Origin of the sequence: Pseudomonas sp. IPO3749 (genome assembly GCF_013386605.1) — a bacterium.
In the GTDB taxonomy this organism is placed as follows: Bacteria; Pseudomonadota; Gammaproteobacteria; order Pseudomonadales; family Pseudomonadaceae; genus Aquipseudomonas; species Aquipseudomonas azotoformans_A.
In genome coordinates, this window is sequence record NZ_JACARN010000068.1 from 29,300 (window position 1) to 44,893 (window position 15,594).

General features: G+C 60.4%; 14 protein-coding genes. 4 read left to right on the forward strand and 10 right to left on the reverse strand.

The window, feature by feature from the left end:
- Nucleotides 1-143: 143 nt before the first annotated feature.
- The 7 genes from HX812_RS24270 to HX812_RS24300 all read right to left on the reverse strand — a co-directional run bounded on the left by HX812_RS24270 (nucleotide 144) and on the right by HX812_RS24300 (nucleotide 8,164).
- Nucleotides 144-860 (reverse strand): hypothetical protein, encoded by a 717-nt coding sequence (locus tag HX812_RS24270; RefSeq protein WP_038851503.1) that lies wholly within the window; start codon nucleotides 858-860, stop codon nucleotides 144-146.
- Between the two features lie 4 nt (nucleotides 861-864).
- Nucleotides 865-1,365 carry a hypothetical protein gene (locus HX812_RS24275; protein WP_050572511.1) on the reverse strand — a complete coding sequence of 167 codons (501 nt, stop codon included), beginning with the start codon at nucleotides 1,363-1,365 and terminating at the stop codon, nucleotides 865-867.
- Complete coding sequence (locus HX812_RS24280) at nucleotides 1,349-2,725, reverse strand: hypothetical protein (RefSeq protein WP_050572510.1); 1,377 nt, start codon at nucleotides 2,723-2,725, stop codon at nucleotides 1,349-1,351. Before HX812_RS24280 ends, HX812_RS24275 begins: the two co-directional genes overlap by 17 nt.
- Before the next feature lie 103 nt (nucleotides 2,726-2,828).
- Nucleotides 2,829-4,499 (reverse strand): ATP-binding protein, encoded by a 1,671-nt coding sequence (locus HX812_RS24285; protein ID WP_038851501.1) that lies wholly within the window; start codon nucleotides 4,497-4,499, stop codon nucleotides 2,829-2,831.
- Complete coding sequence (locus HX812_RS24290; protein WP_038851500.1) at nucleotides 4,499-5,998, reverse strand: ATPase domain-containing protein; 1,500 nt, start codon at nucleotides 5,996-5,998, stop codon at nucleotides 4,499-4,501. The genes HX812_RS24285 and HX812_RS24290 overlap by 1 nt, the downstream gene beginning before the upstream one ends.
- A gap of 143 nt (nucleotides 5,999-6,141) precedes the next feature.
- Entirely contained in the window at nucleotides 6,142-7,200 is a 1,059-nt protein-coding gene (locus tag HX812_RS24295) for a tetratricopeptide repeat protein (RefSeq protein ID WP_038851498.1), read from the reverse strand.
- Nucleotides 7,201-7,270: 70 nt separating this feature from the next.
- Nucleotides 7,271-8,164 (reverse strand): bestrophin family protein, encoded by an 894-nt coding sequence (locus tag HX812_RS24300; protein ID WP_038851497.1) that lies wholly within the window; start codon nucleotides 8,162-8,164, stop codon nucleotides 7,271-7,273.
- A gap of 200 nt (nucleotides 8,165-8,364) precedes the next feature.
- Here HX812_RS24300 and HX812_RS24305 point away from each other — a divergent pair, with 200 nt between their 5' ends.
- The 4 genes from HX812_RS24305 to HX812_RS24320 are packed head-to-tail and all read left to right on the forward strand — an operon-like array spanning nucleotide 8,365 to nucleotide 12,251.
- Nucleotides 8,365-9,132, forward strand: coding sequence for an SDR family NAD(P)-dependent oxidoreductase (locus HX812_RS24305; protein WP_038851496.1), 768 nt, complete (start codon nucleotides 8,365-8,367; stop codon nucleotides 9,130-9,132).
- Nucleotides 9,133-9,144: 12 nt separating this feature from the next.
- Nucleotides 9,145-10,329 carry an acetyl-CoA C-acyltransferase gene (locus HX812_RS24310; RefSeq protein WP_038851494.1) on the forward strand — a complete coding sequence of 395 codons (1,185 nt, stop codon included), beginning with the start codon at nucleotides 9,145-9,147 and terminating at the stop codon, nucleotides 10,327-10,329.
- Between the two features lie 9 nt (nucleotides 10,330-10,338).
- Nucleotides 10,339-11,466 carry an acyl-CoA dehydrogenase gene (locus tag HX812_RS24315; protein ID WP_038851493.1) on the forward strand — a complete coding sequence of 376 codons (1,128 nt, stop codon included), beginning with the start codon at nucleotides 10,339-10,341 and terminating at the stop codon, nucleotides 11,464-11,466.
- Between the two features lie 11 nt (nucleotides 11,467-11,477).
- The gene (locus tag HX812_RS24320; RefSeq protein WP_038851491.1) at nucleotides 11,478-12,251 is read left to right on the forward strand and encodes an enoyl-CoA hydratase; all 774 of its coding nucleotides are present in this window, start codon (nucleotides 11,478-11,480) and stop codon (nucleotides 12,249-12,251) included.
- 77 nt (nucleotides 12,252-12,328) lie between these two features.
- Here HX812_RS24320 and HX812_RS24325 read toward each other — a convergent pair whose 3' ends face one another.
- From HX812_RS24325 to HX812_RS24335, 3 genes are all read right to left on the reverse strand, one after another.
- Nucleotides 12,329-13,480, reverse strand: coding sequence for an acyl-CoA dehydrogenase family protein (locus HX812_RS24325; protein WP_038851490.1), 1,152 nt, complete (start codon nucleotides 13,478-13,480; stop codon nucleotides 12,329-12,331).
- Nucleotides 13,481-13,483: 3 nt separating this feature from the next.
- Nucleotides 13,484-14,587, reverse strand: coding sequence for an enoyl-CoA hydratase/isomerase family protein (locus HX812_RS24330; RefSeq protein ID WP_038851489.1), 1,104 nt, complete (start codon nucleotides 14,585-14,587; stop codon nucleotides 13,484-13,486).
- A 141-nt stretch (nucleotides 14,588-14,728) separates the two neighbouring features.
- Nucleotides 14,729-15,439, reverse strand: coding sequence for an HPP family protein (locus tag HX812_RS24335; protein WP_038851488.1), 711 nt, complete (start codon nucleotides 15,437-15,439; stop codon nucleotides 14,729-14,731).
- Between the last annotated feature and the right edge of the window lie 155 nt (nucleotides 15,440-15,594).

Sequence of the window (15,594 nt, forward strand, 5' to 3'; positions counted from 1 at the left end):
GCCATTCGTGTGACGACGGAGGCGATTGATTCCAGGATTCGTGCACCCAACAATTACCAGTTAATGCGGTGAAAATGTGGGTGCCGGTCAGTTTTACCGCGTGCTGACTGCGTGATCGTCGCGAGGCCGCTGTTTTCAGCAAATCATGGTTTTAGTTTGTTGACATTGGCATTGAGCACGCTGGCCGGGGTAAAGGCGAACTGCCAACCTGTATTCCCATTAAATCCGTCGATGAAGTTCTGCAAGCCTTTGTGTTTGCCATTGCCAAGGTTGTAAACCGTCATTGCGCCACTGAGCTGGGGCGGGTTGCCATTCCTCACCATTGCCGCATCCAGGTCCAGGTTGTTGGTGTTGAAAAGCATCAACTCATTGCTACTGGTTTTCTGGACGTAGACAGTGTGACCAAACTGGCCATTTGGCGTGGAGTGCTTGAAATTGAGAAACCCAGACTCGGTAATCTCGGCCGGGTTGAATTGATCGTTCAATTTGCCTGGTTTGATCTCCATGAGCTCAAGGTAGCGGGTTGAATAATTGATGCCGTCACTGCCGCTCGTTGCGTCTGTAATGGCATCGAATACTTTGGCAGAGAGCGTCTTTTCAGCCTGCCCGACGCGCAGGGACGCTTGATAACAGTTCAGCGCATGGTTGTCCGGATCTGCATGCAGTTTCTCCCAGTTCATCTTCAATTGCTGGTGGCTGAGGGGGCGTGGCGTAGCGGACGGAATAATTTGCGCCTCATACAGTTTTTTGAACGCCGGACCGAAGACACTGTTTTTCTGCTGCCACTCATCGTCGTGGTCAAAGACCTTGAATTTCAGTGTGTTGGAATCGTTGGCGTGGGTTTTATACTGCACATTCATTTTTTTATCGTGGCGCCATATCAGGAAAGGCCTTGGCCAGTTCCTGCAGCCCGTTTTGCCTAACATCGGGCATTACCCTCGAATGGGCGGCAGACGCCGCACTCAATTCGCTGATGTGTTGATCAAATGCCTTGCGCACCGCCAGCATGGCCTCATCCGACACAGGAAACTCCATCCCGGTGACGACCGCCCAATCCTTAAGTGCCTGTTGCTGGGCCTGGTACTCAACCTGGCGCTGCTCAAGGCTGATCGGCGCGATGTCGGCGGCGAGCATTACTTGCGCATACGTCATCGCCGCCGTAGCCCCCGGCGCGCTCGCCTCGATGCGTGAAACTGCGGTAGCGAAGCTGACCCAGCTATGGGTACCGAACTTCACCGCATCGGGGATCCCCTTGACCAGCAACTCCGGGGCCTGAGAGGACAACAGCAGGTGTGCCAAAAGCTGAGCTTTTTCGTAGGAAGAGGACCTGCCGGTGTCAAGCAAGTGATCAGTCAGTGTCAGCACAATCTCTGACGCTGTGTACGCACCATTTCTGGCATCTGTAAGCAAAAAAACCCGCGATATTGCGTTTATCGCCTTGCTGGGCGTGCTGTGGATCAGCGCTCATGGCCGCTAGCAACCAATCATTCGCACTGCCGCTGACGGATCTGTTATTAAACCGGGCTTGAATCGCTTGACCCAGCGCACGGCCTTTTGGCGAGTTGATCAGGCGATCGAGCAACTGACGCGGATTGCTTAACGCCTCAGGCGCGATGACTTCTTTGTCCAGCAAGTATTCAAGCACGTTGGCGAATGGCGAAATGTCGATATCGCCAAAGGACCCCTGACGCAGGTCTGCCATGAGTTCCAGTCGTGTGAGGTTGTCTGCGGGCAGCGGCCAGTCGAGCGCACCCGCGTAGTTGTCATGCTCGGGACGTACGGGGGGTGGCGTTATCAATGCCTTTACAATATTTTCCAACTGGGCGTGATCGGTTGGAATATCCCAGCCGTTACTTGCAAACAACTGTCTGAGACTGGGTGTAGTGCCCGCATAATCAGAATCACTGTCGGGATGGACCGATGCATGGTAGTCCGTCAGATAGGTCGAGATCTCAGCCGTGTCCGACTCCAGTCCCGCGAGCAACGTCTTCAATGTTTCAGCGACGTTGAAGCGGGTATGCACGTTACCCAGCAAGGCTTTTTGCTGTTCCAAGGTGTCTTCGTCGCGCTGGGTGCGCACATCGGCGAATGCTGCATCGTTGATCACAGGAAAGCCTTTCCCCGCCGCAAAGTCTGCGACGCGCTCCTGGGGTGTTGGGAGCGGCTGAATATTGCGATCTCTGTAGAAATGACCGATCAGTACCATCGGTGCAATGTTGCTGGTCTTGGCCTGAGGCGGCTTGAACGTCGCAAAATATGAGCCGGCAGCAATAACGCGTGCGGCCGCCCACTGCGCATCCTCCTGTCCCACGGTGTGTTTGACTTGCAGCGGGTCCAGTAGGCGTTTGAGCCTGAACATGACTTGTCCCGTGCCTGGGTTGATTTCCACTGAGTCCGGGTCAATGCCGCGATCATTCATCCATTGCGTGATATCGGGCGCCTGGAACGCACGTCTCAACTGCGCCCACCATTGACCGAACGTGGAGTTGGCTGGAATGGGCGACACCTGACCGTCCATAACATGATCATCCAAGGACTTGGCCAGCGTTATTCCGTAGTGTTTTGACAGCTCCAGATCGCCTTGGCTGCGGGTGTTTCCTTGAGGCGGGGGAGACTCTATGGGTTGGCTACTGGCAGCAAGGGGCGCTTGCGTGAGGGGGCGCTGCTGAAATTGGGTCAATGGCAGGTGGCGGGGCGCTGTATGGATTGGGCCGGCAACGGTCATAGGTTCGCTCGTCGGGATGTATGAATACCAGAGTGTTTGTATTCATAACCACAACAACGATTCCAATCCTAATGTGTGTAGCTGTTGCCAGACATATCACGCTTTATTGCTGGATCATTTCCCGAACTTTCGCCGTCAACAAATCGAACGTGAACGGCTTGGTGATCAGTTGCATGCCCGGATCCAGAAACCCACCCCGCACCGCCGCATGCTCGGCATAACCGGTGATGAACAATACCTTGAGCTCTGGCCGGATCTGTCGGCCGATTTCCGCCAGTTGGCGGCCGTTCATGCCGGGCAGGCCGACATCGCTGATCAGCAGGTCGATGCGCTGGTCTGACTCAATGATCGGCACGGCTGTATCAGCATCACCCGCTTCCACAAACCCATAGCCCAACTCTTTAAGCACTGCGCTGACGAGTACACGCACCGCAGGGTCGTCCTCGACGATCAGTACCGTTTCTCCGGCATTGGCGAAGGGCAGCAGCGCTGCATCGGCCGCCACATCGGCCACGATTTCGCCAATGAACCGAGGCAGAAACAGGCTGACTGTCGTGCCTTTGCCGACTTCACTGTGAATGGTGACATGACCATGTGACTGGCGGGCGAACCCGTAGATCATCGACAACCCCAGGCCCGTGCCCTGGCCGATAGGCTTGGTGGTGAAGAACGGATCGAACACGCGCCCCATCACACTTTCGGGAATACCACAGCCCGTGTCGCTGACGCTCAACTCAACGTAATCACCGGGTTTCAAGGTGCCATAGGCGGCCGTGAAGACGCTGTCGAGGTGGCGGTTGGTGGTTTCCACGGTGAGGCTGCCGCCGTTGGGCATGGCGTCCCGCGCATTGATCACCAGGTTGAGCAGGGCGCTTTCCAATTGATTGGGGTCGGCCTCGGCGGTCCACAGCTGGCCAGTGAGGCGCATGTCCAGGGCGATGCTCTCGTTGATGCTGCGTTGCAGCAACTCGCCCATCGAGGTCACCAGTTGGTTGATCTCCACGGGTTTGGAATCAAGGGACTGGCGACGGGAAAACGCCAGCAAACGGTGAGTCAGGCCGGCGGCGCGGTTGGCCGATGTCACGCCGAGGTCGATCAGGCTGTCGAGGTCGTCCAGTTTGCCTCGGGACACGCGCCTTCGCAGCAGTTCCAGGCTGCCGATAATGCCAGTGAGCATGTTGTTGAAGTCATGGGCGATACCGCCGGTCAACTGGCCGACCGCTTCCATCTTCTGGGATTGGCGCAAGGCGTCTTCGTTGTGGCGCAGTTGGGCAGTGCGCTCCTCGACTTGCTGCTCAAGGGTTTCCAGCGTGCGCTGCAGGCGCAGTTCGCTTTCACTCAGATCGATCAGCCGGTCGCGGGCTTCGTATTGCCGACGACGCCCGCGCAGGGCGGTGCTGACCAGGCTGATCAGCGTCACCGGATGGAACGGACGCTCCAGGAACGTCACGTTGCCCAGCAAGCCGCTGAACTGGGATGAACCGTTCTGTTCGCTGCCGCCGTGGTGGGTCATCAGAACGATAGGCAAGTCTGACCAGGCGGGTTGTTGGTGCAAATGCTCCAGCAACGGGTCCAGGTCAGCGCCGCGCAGCGCTTCGGCGGCGATGATCAGCAAGCCGCTGCCGTGTTCCAACGCCTCACACAGCATGCCCAGGTCACTGGCAATGATGCCGCTGTACCCGGCCTCATTGAGCATCATCAGCGCAAGCGAGCTGTCACGTCCCAACGGCGCGAGGATGATCGCGCGCTCGGAGACAGGCGTAACGGCCGTCACTAGCCCATATCCTTGAGCAGGGGCGAGCCCGCGCCCATGTAGGTGGGAATGCCGCGCAGGACACCCTGGAAGTTGTTCAGCGGCTCGCCGACGGTCATGCCACGGCTGCCGATGCGGTACTCACGAATCGTCGACTCGTGGGAGCCGGTACGTTTCTTGATAATCGAAATGGCCCGACGCACCTCACCGATGGCCTCGAAGTAACGCAGCAGAATCACCGTGTCGGCCAAGTAAGTGATGTCGACCGGCGCCTGCATGTCTCCGACCAAACCATGCTGGGCGACGGTCATGAAGGTAGCGGCGCCACGGCGGTTGAGGTACAGCAGCAGTTCGTGCATGTGCAGGATCAGTGCGTTTTCTTCCGGCATTGCAGCCTGATAGCCGTTGATACTGTCGATGACCACAGTCTTGATCCCGCCCTCATCCACACAACGCCGGACGCGGTGGGAGAACTCGCCGGGCGACAGTTCAGCGGCGTCCACTTGCTCGATCAGCAGGTTGCCGGTGGCTTGCAAGGCCGCCAGGTCGATGCCCATGTTCTTCATGCGCTCGAACAGCAGGCCCAGCTCTTCATCGAAAATAAACAGCGCGGCCTTTTCGCCACGGGCCACGGCGGCGGCGGCGAAAATCATTGAGATCAGCGATTTGCCCGTACCGGCAGGGCCGAGGATCAAGCTGCTGGAGCCGGTCTCTATGCCACCGCCCAACAACGAATCCAGCTCGCGGATGCCACTGGTAAGCGTCTCGCGGTTGTAGCCGCCACGATGCTCGGCTGCGACCAGGCGTGGGAACACATGCACGCCGTCTTGCATGATGGTGAAGTCATGGAAGCCACCACGGTATTTCTGCCCGCGGTACTTCACCACCCGCACCCGACGGCGCTCTGCACCGTAGTTGGGGGTCAGTTCTTCCAGGCGGATCACACCGTGGGCCACGCTGTGCACGGTCTTGTCGAGGGACTCGGTGGTCAGGTCATCCAGCAGCAGGACGGTGGCGTCATAACGCACAAAGTAATGTTTGATCGCCAGGATCTGCCGTCGATAACGCAAGGAGCTTTGTGCGAGCAGGCGGATTTCGGACAGGCTGTCGATGACCACGCGGGTTGGCTTGACGCGTTCGACCACTTCAAAGATCTGCCGTGTGGCTTCACCCAGCTCCAGGTCGGAGGAGTACAGCAGGCTCTGCTGGTGCTCAGCGTTGAGCAGGCTTTCAGGCGGCGTCAGTTCGAAGATATGGATATTGTCGTCCAGGTCCCAACCGTGGGACTTGGCACCCTGGCGCAATTCTCGTTCGGTCTCCGAGAGGGTGATGTACAACGAGGTTTCGCCGTTTTTCGCGCCCGCCTGCAGGAAATGCAGGGCAACGGTGGTTTTGCCGGTGCCGGGTTCACCTTCCAGCAGAAACAAGTGGCTGCGCGATAGCCCGCCGGAAAGAATGTCATCCAGACCTTCGATGCCGATGGCCGCTTTTTCACTGAACAGCTCGTTGGATGTAGACAAGGAGTGCCCTCAGGTCACGTACAAATAGAAGAGCGCGCCGCCTCGGGCGCGCCATAATCACTTGACCGTAGTGGCCATTGGCGGTTCAACGTTTCGTAAAATTTGTACAACGGTGGCGTGCATTTACAAGTTTTAGCCTGAACCTACAGACCTTGTTGCAACGCCGGATCATCCGGATTCTGTTGCTCAAGCTGCGCGAGCAGAACCTGGACGTTCTGCAACTGGCCGCTTTCCTTCCAGTAGTTGATCAGCAGCACCCGTGCCTTGCGATTGGCGGGGTGGCGCTGAATGATTTCTTCCAGTTGGCGCTGGGCGGCTTCCAGCTCTTGCTGGGCGTGCAGCGTGGTGGCGAGGTCGTAGCGGTAATCCTGATTGTCCGGCTCCAGCTCTACCGCCTTGGACAGGCCGAGCAGCGCGTACGGCCGCTCGCCGTGGTGCAACAGCCACATGCCCAAGGCATGTTGCAGGTAGGCTGACTCAGGGTGCGCGGCCAATTGGCGCGCCAGCAACTGGCGGGACTCTTCAGTCTTGCCTTGTTTATCCAGCAATTCAATCTGAGCCACTACTGCTTGCAGATTGTCCGGTTGCAGGCGCATGGCTTGTTCCAGGGCATTTTGCGCTTCTGGCAACAGGGCGCTGTGGATGTACAGGCGCGCCAGTTGGATCCAGCCTTCGGCCGATTCGGGCTGGGCCTTGAGTTTCTTCACGAACTCATCGAGGACCTGCTGCAAGGGCCCGAAGTACAGGCCCAAGGTATCGGGCGATAGGCCAAGCAGGGCATTGGCGGCGGCAAACCGCACGTCCTGCTCGGGATCGTCGAGTACCGGCCCGAGCAACAGGGTGCGTTGACCGGTGGGCACCAGGCCGACAATGCTGTGGATGGCGGCTTCGCGCACCAGGGGCGACTCGCTGGCCAGGTCTTTGTCTGCCAGCTTCAGCGCTTGGGGGCTGGGGTAGTTGGGCAATTCAGCATGCAACGCAGCGCGACGTTCGGGCGACAGGTCCGGCCGGCCCAGTTGCTGGTACAGCACACGCGCGGCACCCGCCTCGCCGTTACGCGCCTGTTTCAGGGCCTTGGAGTAACCATGGGCGATGGCGGGCGCTACAGCCACCGGGGTGGAGCGAGAGAAATACCAAGTGATCATCACAATCAACAACAGGGCGCACAGGCCGACGATGGAGTAACGGCGTGACTTTGACATGCAGGCGTCCGAAAGCGTGGGCAGCAGAGCCGTCAGCTTCGGTCAGACCACGGCAGGTGTCAAACCCGCATCAGGTCAGCACGTATTCCACCGGCTCCAGGGGCGGCGGCAGGTCGGTTTCGCCGAGGGCCGCCAATACTTCGCGCTCCAGGGTTCGCAGGAGGGCATTGCAGGGCAGGTCGTTTTCGTCAAAGCCGAACGGGTCTTCCAAGTCATCACCGATTTCATCGAGGCCGAAAAACGTGTAGCTGACAATGGCGGTAAACACCGGCGTCAGCCAGCCCAGCGGCTCGGCCATGGCAAACGGCAGCAGGATGCAGAACAGGTAAATGGTGCGATGCAGCAGCAGCGTATAGGGGAAGGGCAGCGGCGTGCTCTTGATCCGCTCGCAGGACGCCTGCACCTGGCTGAGGCTGACCAGGCGCGCCTCCAGTTGGGTGTAGCGCCATTCGCTGATCACGCCTTGTTCGGCTAATACGGAAAACCGCGCGCCGACCTGTTGCAGCACGTTATCGGGCAAGTTGGGGTGGCTGGCCTGGACCTGACTCCACGGCTTGATGGCCTGGGCTTCATCTTCATGACGCAGCCGGGCGACCAGGCCATGGGCAAAGCCACACAGGCTGCGCAGCAAACCCGCACGCTCGACGGGATCGCGCAGCACCTGGGTTTCGCGAATCAACGAGCGCACGTCGATGATCATCTGCCCCAGTTGCTTGCGGCCCTCCCACCAGCGGTCATAGCAGGCGTTGTTGCGAAAACTCATGAAGATCGACAACGACAGGCCGAGCAAGGTGAATGGCGTGGCATTGACCTTGGAAAAGTATGCCGGGTGCAGGGTTTCGACCAGCACGATCACCGAGGCCAGGAGCGTGACCAGCAAACTGCGCAAGGCGATGCGCTTGGCAATCGAGCCTTTGAGGGAGAACAGGATGCCCAGGAGGTTGGGTTTGGGTCGGACTATCATTCAGGGGCGGGCTTCTTGGGTGGCGCAGCCCATCAGAGTAGAAGCCTGCAGTGTGCCCGTCCAATCGCTTGGGCTGACCGGCTGATCGGCGCGGTCGATGACTGGCCAAACCAGTCAGGCAGGTTGAGGGCTTTGACCATTGCCGCAGTGGCGCTCTGGGGCGACTATTTCGACGACTCGGACTGTTAAAGAGAATAACAATGCAGATTGAAAACAAGATCTTCCTGGTCAGCGGCGGCGCCTCGGGCCTGGGTGCGGCCACCGCTGAAATGCTTGTAGCGGCAGGCGCCAAGGTGATGCTGGTAGACCTTAACGCCGAGGCCGTGGCCGCCAAGGCCCAGCAGCTGGGCGAGAATGCCCGCAGCGCCGTGGCGGACATCAGCCAGGAAGCGGCCGCCGAAGCCGCCGTGCAGGCCACCGTCGCTGCGTTTGGCGGGTTGCATGGGCTGGTGAACTGCGCCGGCGTGGTCCGCGGCGAGAAAATCCTCGGCAAGAACGGCCCCCACGGCCTGGCCAGCTTTGCCCAGGTGATCAACGTCAACCTGATCGGCAGCTTCAACCTGTTGCGCCTGGCGGCCGCCGCCATTGCCGACACCGAGGCGAATGCCGACGGCGAGCGCGGTGTGATCATCAATACCGCCTCCGTCGCCGCGTTTGACGGTCAGATCGGCCAGGCGGCGTATTCCGCGTCCAAGGGCGCCATCGCCAGCCTCACCTTGCCGGCCGCACGGGAGCTGGCGCGCTTCGGCATCCGCGTCATGACCATCGCGCCCGGCATTTTCGAAACACCGATGATGGCCGGCATGACCCCGGAAGTCCGCGATTCCCTGGCGGCCGGCGTGCCATTCCCGCCACGCCTGGGTAAACCCGCCGAATACGCCGCGTTGGTGCGGCACATCATTGAAAACAGCATGCTCAATGGCGAGGTGATCCGTCTCGACGGCGCCTTGCGCATGGCCGCCAAGTAAGGAGGATTTTCCATGACCGATCCCATCGTGATTGTCAGCGCCGTGCGCACGCCCATGGGCGGCTTCCAGGGCGACCTCAAGGGCCTGACCGCGCCGCAGTTGGGTTCTGCCGCGATCCGCGCCGCCGTCGAACGTGCCGGTATTGCTCCCGATGCCGTGGATGAAGTGTTGTTTGGCTGCGTACTGCCCGCCGGCCTCGGCCAGGCGCCGGCACGCCAGGCAGCGTTAGGCGCAGGGTTGGATAAAGCCACGCGTTGCACCACCCTCAACAAAATGTGCGGCTCAGGCATGGAAGCCGCGATCCTCGCCCATGATTCGCTGCTGGCCGGCAGCGTCGACGTGGTGATTGCCGGTGGCATGGAAAGCATGTCCAACGCGCCGTACCTGCTCGACCGCGCCCGCAGCGGCTACCGCATGGGCCACGGCAAGGTGCTGGACCACATGTTCCTCGACGGCCTGGAAGACGCCTACGACAAGGGTCGCCTGATGGGCACCTTTGCCGAGGATTGTGCCCTGCACAACGGTTTTACCCGTGAGGCCCAGGATGCGTTCGCCATCGCGTCCCTGACCCGCGCGCAGGAAGCGATCTCCCACGGCCATTTTGCCGCTGAGATTGTCCCGGTACAGGTCACCGTGGGCAAAGAACAGAAAACCATCCTGCATGACGAACAGCCACCCAAGGCCAAGCTGGACAAGATCAGCAGCCTGAAACCGGCGTTCCGTGAAGGCGGTACAGTGACGGCGGCCAACTCCAGCTCGATTTCCGATGGCGCGGCGGCCTTGCTGCTGATGCGTCGGTCCGAGGCCGGGAAACGGGGTCTCAGGCCCTTGGCCGTGATTCATGGGCATGCGGCGTTTGCCGATGAACCAGGGTTGTTCCCAGTGGCGCCGGTGGGCGCTATCCGTAAGCTGATGACCAAGACCGGCTGGAAACTGGATGAAGTGGATCTGTTCGAGATCAACGAAGCCTTCTCCGTGGTCAGTCTGGTGACCATGAGCAAGCTGGAAATTCCCCACGCCAAGGTCAATATCCACGGCGGCGCCTGTGCCCTGGGCCATCCGATCGGTGCTTCCGGTGCGCGGATCCTGGTGACGCTGCTGTCGGCCCTGCGCCAGAACGGCCTCAAGCGTGGCGTCGCCGCCATCTGTATCGGCGGTGGTGAAGCCACGGCCATGGCTGTTGAATGCCTGTACTAAGGACTGACCATGCTGCCCAATGACGAACAACTGCAAATCAGCGACGCCGCCCGGCAATTTGCCCAGGAACGCCTGAAACCCTTTGCCGCCGAATGGGACCGCGAGCATCGCTTTCCCAAGGAAGCCATCGGTGAAATGGCCGAGCTGGGCTTCTTCGGCATGCTGGTGCCGGAACAGTGGGGCGGTTGCGACACCGGCTACCTGGCCTACGCCATGGCCCTGGAAGAAATCGCCGCCGGTGACGGCGCCTGCTCCACCATCATGAGCGTGCACAACTCGGTAGGCTGCGTGCCGATCCTCACGTTCGGCAACGACCAGCAGAAAGAACAGTTCCTCAAACCCCTGGCCAGCGGCGCCATGCTCGGCGCCTTCGCGCTGACCGAGCCCCAGGCCGGTTCCGATGCCAGCAGTTTGAAAACCCGCGCGCGCCTGGACGGTGATCATTACGTACTCAATGGCTGCAAGCAGTTCATCACCTCCGGGCAGAACGCCGGGGTGGTGATTGTGTTTGCCGTGACCGACCCTGCGGCGGGCAAGCGTGGGATCAGCGCGTTTATCGTACCCACCGACTCACCGGGCTACAGCGTGGCACGGGTCGAAGACAAGCTCGGCCAGCATGCGTCCGATACGTGCCAGATTTTGTTTGAAGACGTGAAGGTTCCGGTCGCCAACCGTCTCGGGGAGGAGGGCGAAGGCTACAAGATTGCCTTGGCCAACCTCGAAGGCGGACGTGTTGGCATCGCCTCGCAAGCGGTGGGCATGGCCCGCGCCGCGTTTGAAGCGGCTCGCGACTATGCCCGCGAGCGTGAAAGCTTCGGCAAGCCGATCATTGAACATCAGGCCGTGGCCTTCCGCCTGGCGGACATGGCCACGCAAATCGCGGTCGCCCGGCAGATGGTGCATTACGCCGCCGCCCTGCGTGACAGCGGCAAGCCTGCGCTGGTAGAAGCCTCGATGGCCAAGCTGTTCGCCTCGGAAATGGCCGAGAAAGTCTGTTCGGCCGCCTTGCAAACCCTGGGCGGTTACGGTTACCTGAGCGACTTCCCCCTGGAGCGGATCTACCGCGACGTGCGGGTCTGCCAGATTTACGAAGGCACCAGCGATATCCAGCGCATGGTCATCTCACGCAATCTCTAAGGAGCCGATACATGAGTTACGAAACCATTTTGCTCGACGTCCAAGGCCGCGTCGGGCTGATTACCCTCAATCGCCCACACGCCTTGAACGCCCTGAATGCGCAACTCGTCAGCGAATTGAACCAGGCGCTGGATGGCCTGGAAGCCAACCCGGAAATCGGCTGTATCGTGCTGACGGGTTCCAAGAAAGCCTTCGCCGCCGGTGCCGACATCAAGGAAATGGCCGAGCTGACCTACCCGCAGATCTACCTTGACGACCTGTTCAGCGACAGCGACCGCGTGGCCAACCGCCGCAAGCCGATCATCGCTGCCGTCAATGGCTTCGCCCTCGGCGGCGGCTGTGAGCTGGCGCTGATGTGCGACTTCATCCTGGCCGGTGACGGCGCCAAATTCGGCCAGCCGGAAATCAACCTCGGCGTACTGCCGGGCATGGGCGGCACCCAGCGCCTCACCCGCGCCGTGGGCAAGGCCAAGGCCATGGAAATGTGCCTGACCGGGCGTTTTATCGACGCCGTAGAAGCGGAGCGCTGCGGGATTGTCGCGCGGATCGTGCCCGCCGATGAACTGCTGGAAGAAGCACTGAAAGTCGCCACCCTGATCGCCGGCAAGTCGGTGCCGATCAGCATGATGGTCAAGGAAAGCGTGAACCGTGCGTTTGAAGTGAGCCTGTCGGAAGGCGTGCGTTTTGAGCGCCGGGTGTTCCATGCGGCGTTTGCGACGCAGGATCAGAAGGAAGGTATGGCAGCGTTTGTTGCGAAACGTGCGCCGGAGTTCAAGGACAAGTAACGCGGTTGTGTGAACACTAGAGCTCAAATGTGGGAGCGTCGAACCGCCGCTCCCACATTGGTTTTGCGCTATGTCAATTAAAGCTGGTAGTGCTTGAGCTCCCTGGCAATCACCATCCGCTGAATCTCGCTGGTCCCCTCGTAAATCTGCGTGATCCGCGCATCCCGGTAGTAACGCTCCACCGGATAATCCTCCAGATAGCCGTACCCGCCATGAATCTGCATCGCTGACGAGCAGACTTTCTCGGCCATTTCCGAGGCAAACAGCTTGGCCTGGGAGGCTTCCGACAAGCATGGCTTACCGGCACTGCGCAATCGCGCAGCATGCAGGATCAGCAAGCGTGCGGCATTCAGTTGGGTCTGCATGTCGGCCAGCAGGTTGGCCACGCTCTGGTGCTCAATGATCGCCTTGTTGAACTGCACGCGATCACGCGCATACGCCAACGCCGCTTCAAAGGCGGCACGGGCGATGCCCAACGCCTGGGCGGCAATACCGATGCGGCCACCTTCCAGGTTGGAGAGGGCAATCGCCAGGCCTTTTCCGCGCTCACCTAACAGGTTGGCCTCGGGCACTGTGCATTGGTTGAGGGTGACGGCGCAGGTGTCGGACGCGCGGATGCCCATCTTGTGTTCGGTGCGGTCCACCACGAAGCCCGCTGTTGCGGTGGGCACCAGGAACGCCGAGATGCCTTTTTTGCCCAGTTCGGGGTCGGTCACGGCAAACACGATCGCCAGTTTGGCGCGCTTGCCGTTGCTGACGAATTGCTTGGCGCCGGTGATCACCCACTGGCCATCGCGCAGCTCGGCGCGGGTGCGCAAGTTGTGGGCTTCGGAACCGGCCTGGGGTTCGGTCAGGCAGAAGCAGCCAATCGCCTGGCCGCTGGCGAGGTCCGCCAACCAGGTCTGCTTTTGCACTTCTGTGCCGTAGTTGAGGATCGGCCCGCAACCCACTGAATTATGGATACTCATCAGCGCGCCCGTGGCGCCGTCGCCGGCAGAAATCTCCTCCACGGCGAGGGCGTAGGCGACGTAATCGACATAGGTGCCACCCCATTCTTCCGGCACCACCATGCCCAACAGGCCGAGCTCGCCCATCTTGGCGACCAGGGCGTCGTCAATCCAGCCGGCTTTTTCCCACGCTTGTGCGTAGGGCGCGATTTCGCCACGGGCAAAGTCGCGCGCCATGTCGCGGATCATCACTTGTTCTTCAGTGTATTCAATGTCTTGCATGGCTTAGTTCGCAACCTTCTCGAAGTGATGAAAGAAGCTTTCCACATGGCTGAGAGCCAGTCCATGCAGGGAGGGTGGGTTCCAGCGCGGGTTTTTATCTTTGTCGATGATCAAGGCGCGCACGCCTTCGATCAGGTCGCCACGTTCGAACCATTGGCGGTCCAGGTGCAGCTCCAGGGCAAAACATTGCTCAAGGGGCAGGCGCCGGCCACGACGCAGCATCTCCAGGGTCACAGCCATGGCCAGGGGAGAGCGCGTCTGCATCAGGTTAGCGGTGCTCAGTGCCCATTCATGGCTGTCGCCGACGGTGACTTGCTGCAGCTGCTCGACGATGCTCGGCACATCCGGCAGTGCGAAGAAATGGTCGATGGCGGTGCGCAAGGCGGCCAGCGGTGCGTCGGGGAGTTGCTGCACAGCCAGCTTGGCGAGCACGCCTTGCAGGTCCTTGAGCGGCGAGTCGTGCCATTGCAGGCGGTCGAGCTTCTGGTCCAGGTCGGCCAGCTTGTTGCTTTCAAGGTGCCAATCCGCCAAACCGCAGTAGAGCGCGTCGGCTGCGCGGATCTGCACCCCGGTGACACCCAGGTAAATCCCCAGCTCACCCGGAATACGCGGCAGGAAGTAACTGCCGCCCACGTCAGGGAAGTAACCGATGGCCACTTCCGGCATCGCCAGGCGGCTGCGCTCGGTGACCACACGCAAGTCCGCGCCTTGCACCAGGCCCATGCCGCCACCCAGGACAAATCCATCCATGAGTGCCAGCACCGGTTTGCGGTAATGGTGGATGGCCAGGTCCAGTGCGTATTCCTCGACGAAAAAGTCCTGATGCAGCGTGTCGCCGTTCTTGAAGCTGTCATACAGCGAGCGGATATCGCCTCCAGCACAGAAGGCCTTTTCACCGGCGCCGCGCAGGACCACGGCGTACACCTGCGGGTCATCGGCCCAGGCCTGCAGTTGGGACGCCAGGCTGCGCACCATGTTCAGGGTAATGGCGTTCAAGCCAGCGGGGCGATTGAGGGTGAGGTGGCCGATATGGTTACGGACCTCGGCGAGGACTTCGTCCTGAAGTGTTTCTGCGTGGCTAGCTTCGGATGAAACCTGAGCAGTCATCGATAACTCCCTGCTTTTATTGTTCTTTATCAAGATGTTCGCGGACGAACCATCCCGCGATCGTACCAGTGCAAATTTGCCCAGTACAACCGTGAATCCTGCAGGTCGTTTTTGCATTTATGCAGGGAAGGGAAGATGGCCTCAAGGCACCCGGCTGGCCAGGACTTCACCGATGCTGCGGCGTCGCGCGTGGGTTTCTGCGGCGTGGATCAATTGTTCCAGCTCCGTGGGCGCCACATCGTAGAACTGCTCCATTTCAGCCAGGGCCAGCTTCAAATCGGCGGCAGTGATTGCGGGGTCTTGAGCGGCATCAGGGTTCTTCAAGGTAAGCGTCGGTGCTTCAGCGGCGCCTTTGGGATACCGCGTGCGAGTGGCGTTGTTGTAAGCCAGCGCACAGGCCAGCAGCGCGCCAGCCCCGAGCAATACCGCACCCAACTCATACCAACCGAGGGCGGCAGAAGCAGGGTCGGCCAACACCAGCGTCATGGCCAGGCCACCGGCTGGAGGATGCAGGCAGCGCAGCCAGCACATCAACACCACGGTCATGCCCGCTGCGAGGCAGGCGCCTCCCAATGAAGGGCCCAGGACGCGAGCCACCAGCAGCGCCACGACACCCGCACACAAATAGCTGCCGATAATTGACCAGGGTTGCGCCAGGGCGCCGGACGAAACAGCGAACAACAACACCGCCGAAGCCCCGAGCGGGCCCAGCAGGTGCAGCGCCACTTCCATGCCAAACACGTGTGAGCACAGCCAGACACTGAACAGCGTGCCCAGGGCCATGCCGATGGCGGCACGGCTCCATTCGGTGGGGCGGGTGTTGATAGCAGCGGGTAACCAGCGAGCGAGCATTGAAAGGGGATCCATAAACAGCGGGCAAAAAAAAGGCTTGTCTGGTTGCCCGGAAAAGCCCTTTGAAAGTTCCAACATTTGGGGGAAGGAACGCATGCAGTGTGCCGCCCCGGAGAACAGGGCGCCAATGCATATTAATGAAGGTTGAGTGCAAA

What these genes read in the sequence shown, in the direction of transcription:
- HX812_RS24315 (WP_038851493.1), top strand. Translation starts at nt 10,339, where the DNA reads ATGCTGCCCAATGACGAACAACTGCAAATCAGCGACGCCGCCCGGCAA.
- HX812_RS24295 (WP_038851498.1), bottom strand. Translation starts at nt 7,200, where the DNA reads ATGTCAAAGTCACGCCGTTACTCCATCGTCGGCCTGTGCGCCCTGTTG.
- HX812_RS24325 (WP_038851490.1), bottom strand. Translation starts at nt 13,480, where the DNA reads ATGCAAGACATTGAATACACTGAAGAACAAGTGATGATCCGCGACATG.
- HX812_RS24330 (WP_038851489.1), bottom strand. Translation starts at nt 14,587, where the DNA reads ATGACTGCTCAGGTTTCATCCGAAGCTAGCCACGCAGAAACACTTCAG.
- HX812_RS24270 (WP_038851503.1), bottom strand. Translation starts at nt 860, where the DNA reads ATGAATGTGCAGTATAAAACCCACGCCAACGATTCCAACACACTGAAA.
- HX812_RS24300 (WP_038851497.1), bottom strand. Translation starts at nt 8,164, where the DNA reads ATGATAGTCCGACCCAAACCCAACCTCCTGGGCATCCTGTTCTCCCTC.
- HX812_RS24305 (WP_038851496.1), top strand. Translation starts at nt 8,365, where the DNA reads ATGCAGATTGAAAACAAGATCTTCCTGGTCAGCGGCGGCGCCTCGGGC.
- HX812_RS24335 (WP_038851488.1), bottom strand. Translation starts at nt 15,439, where the DNA reads ATGCTCGCTCGCTGGTTACCCGCTGCTATCAACACCCGCCCCACCGAA.
- HX812_RS24320 (WP_038851491.1), top strand. Translation starts at nt 11,478, where the DNA reads ATGAGTTACGAAACCATTTTGCTCGACGTCCAAGGCCGCGTCGGGCTG.
- HX812_RS24310 (WP_038851494.1), top strand. Translation starts at nt 9,145, where the DNA reads ATGACCGATCCCATCGTGATTGTCAGCGCCGTGCGCACGCCCATGGGC.
- HX812_RS24280 (WP_050572510.1), bottom strand. Translation starts at nt 2,725, where the DNA reads ATGACCGTTGCCGGCCCAATCCATACAGCGCCCCGCCACCTGCCATTG.